Source organism: Lysobacter enzymogenes (assembly GCF_017168095.1).
GTDB classification, from domain to species: Bacteria; Pseudomonadota; Gammaproteobacteria; order Xanthomonadales; family Xanthomonadaceae; genus Lysobacter; species Lysobacter enzymogenes_D.
Window position 1 is genome coordinate 1 of record NZ_LXSD01000429.1, and the last position, 2,904, is coordinate 2,904.

Consider the following 2,904-nt stretch of genomic DNA (forward strand, 5'->3'; position numbering starts at 1 on the left):
GCTCCAGCCGGCGGCCATCAGCAGCAGCGCCGCGGCCAGGGGCGCGCGGCGGCCGCGGACGCGGCGGCGGGCGCGCTGGGTGTCGTCTTCGGGACTGTCTATTGGACCGATCGAGAAAATCGAATCGTAAGAAGACACGGGGGGACCAGTGGGCCGGTAGAATGGCGGCCTTCAGCAGCCCGCAGCTTATCGCAAGCGCCTGAACCGATGTCCCGCCTCCTCCGCCGTCCGATGGAACTTCCCCGCCGCTGCGGGACGGCCGCGCGCGCAGGCGCTCGGCCAGCGCGACGCCCGTCTCCATGAGCCTGTACGTCCTCGGCCTCAACCACCAGACCGCGCCGGTCAGCCTGCGCGAACGGGTGGCGTTCGCCGGCGACACGGTGCCGGCGGCGCTGGCCGCGCTGCGCGCGCTGGCGCCGGTGCGCGAGGTCGCGTTGCTGTCGACCTGCAACCGCACCGAGATCTACGCGGTCGCCGACGACGACGGCCGCGCCCTGGCCGACTGGCTGGCGAGCCATCCCGACGATGCCGGCGACCTGCACGGCTATCTGTACCGCCATCGCGACGCCGAGGCGGTGCGGCACCTGTTCCGGGTCGCCACCGGCCTGGACTCGCTGGTGCTCGGCGAGCCGCAGATCCTCGGCCAGGTGAAGGACGCCTGGGCCGCCGCGCGCGGCGCCGGCACCCTGGGCAGCCAGCTCGACCGGCTGTTCCAGCAGGCCTTCTCCACCGCCAAGCGCGCGCGCACCGACACCCGCATCGGCGCCAATCCGGTGTCGGTGGCCTCGGCCGCGGTGCGGCTGGCGCAGGAATCCTTCGCCCGGCTGGAAGACTCCAGCGTGCTGCTGGTCGGCGCCGGCGAAACCGTCGAACTGGCCGCGCGCCATCTGGTGCAGGCGAAGGCCAAGCGCCTGCTGATCGCCAACCGCACCCTCGCCCACGCCCAGGACCTGGCCACCCGCCACGGCGGCGTGGCATTGCCGCTGGGCGAACTCGACCGCCACCTGGCCGAGGCCGACATCGTGCTCAGCGCCACCGCCAGCCGCGAACCGATCCTGCGCAAGCCGCAGGTGGCCGCGGCGCTGGCCGCGCGCAAGCACCGGCCGATGTTGCTGCTGGACCTGGCCGTGCCGCGCGACATCGCCGCCGACGTGGCCGAGCTGAAGGACGTATTCCTGTACACCGTGGACGATCTGGAACGCGCCATCGAAGACAACCGCCGCAGCCGCCGCGAGGCCGCGACCGAGGCCGAGGCCATCGTCGAGCTGCAGGTGGCGCGCTTCGTCGAGACCCTGGCCGCGAGCACCCGCACCGCGCCGATCAAGCGCCTGCGCGACCACGGCGAGGCCGCGCGCGAGGAAGTGCTGGCCAAGGCCCAGGCCCAGCTCGCCGCCGGCCAGGATCCGGGCGAAGTGCTCAACTTCCTCGCCCACACCCTGACCAATCGGCTGCTGCACGCGCCGACGATCGCCCTGCGCGAAGCGGCGCTGACCGGCAACCCGGAGCTCGCGCGCGCGGCGGACAAGCTGTTCCCCGCGCCCGCCGCAGCGGGAATCGGAAATAAGGAATCGGAATCGGGACAAAGCGAATCGGCCAACACCGAATCGCTGCACGACCGCTAGCGCCCCCCGTCGCCAACGCTCGCGCCGTTCCATCTCCTATCTCCTATCTCCTATCCGCTATTTCCCGCTCAATGACCCCCACCCTGCGCCGCAAACTCGAAGCCCTGGCCGAACGCCGCGAAGAACTCGAACGCCTGCTCGCCGACCCCGGCGTGATCGGCGACAACGAGCGTTTCCGCAAGTGCTCGCGCGAATTCGCCCAGCTCGAACCGGTGGCGCTGGCGCTGGCGGCCGAGGCGCAGGCCAAGGCCGATCTGGCCGCGGCCGAGGCGATGCGCGCCGATCCGGAACTGCGCGAACTGGCCGACGAGGAAATCGCCAGCGCGCACGAACGCCTGCAGCGGCTCGACGTCGAGCTGATGGCGCACCTGATCCCGAAAGACCCGCGCGACGACGGCGATCTGTACCTGGAAGTGCGCGCCGGCACCGGCGGCGACGAGGCGGCGATCTTCGCCGGCGATTTGTTCCGCATGTATTCGCGCTATGCCGAGCGGCAGGGCTGGAAGGTCGAGATCGAATCGTCCAACCCCGGCGAGCACGGCGGCTTCAAGGAAATCATCGCCCGGGTCGAAGGCCGCGGCGCGTATTCGCGGCTCAAGTTCGAATCCGGCACCCACCGCGTGCAGCGCGTGCCGGAGACCGAATCGCAGGGCCGCATCCACACCTCGGCGGCGACGGTGGCGATCATCGCGGTGGAGCCGGAAGGCGAGCCGATCGAGATCAACCCGGCCGACTTGAAGATCGACACCTTCCGTTCCTCCGGCGCCGGCGGCCAGCACGTCAACAAGACCGAGTCGGCGATCCGCATCACCCATCTCCCCAGCGGCGTGGTGGTGGAAAACCAGACCGAGCGCAGCCAGCACGCCAATCGCGACAAGGCGCTCAAGCGCCTGCAGGCGATGCTGGCCGACGCCGCCGCGGCCAAGGCCGCCGCCGCGCAGGCGCAGGACCGGCGCCTGCAGGTCGGCAGCGGCGACCGCAGCCAGCGCATCCGCACCTACAACTTCCCGCAAGGCCGCATCACCGATCACCGGGTCGAAGGGCTGACCCTGTACGACCTGCCGAACGTGATCGCGGGGAACCTGGACGACTTGATCGGGCGGCTGGTGCACGAGCACCAGGCCGACGAGCTGGCGCGTTTGTCCGCGGACTGACGCGGCCGCGGCGCGGGCCTCCACGCACGAGACGCCGCTGCGATCGCCCCCTGCAGGAGCGGCGCGAGCCGCGACCGCGACACCGCAGCTGCGGCGCAGGTTTCGGCGTAGTTGCGGTGTCGCGGTCG

At 71.4% G+C, this 2,904-nt stretch carries 2 protein-coding genes; both read left to right on the forward strand.

The window, feature by feature from the left end; all coding sequences use genetic code 11:
• Positions 1-299: 299 nt before the first annotated feature.
• The gene (gene hemA / locus A7A76_RS18570; RefSeq protein ID WP_206412597.1) at positions 300-1,622 is read left to right on the forward strand and encodes a glutamyl-tRNA reductase; all 1,323 of its coding nucleotides are present in this window, start codon (positions 300-302) and stop codon (positions 1,620-1,622) included.
• Positions 1,623-1,693: 71 nt separating this feature from the next.
• Complete coding sequence (gene prfA, locus A7A76_RS18575) at positions 1,694-2,776, forward strand: peptide chain release factor 1 (RefSeq protein ID WP_206412598.1); 1,083 nt, start codon at positions 1,694-1,696, stop codon at positions 2,774-2,776.
• Positions 2,777-2,904: the final 128 nt, after the last annotated feature.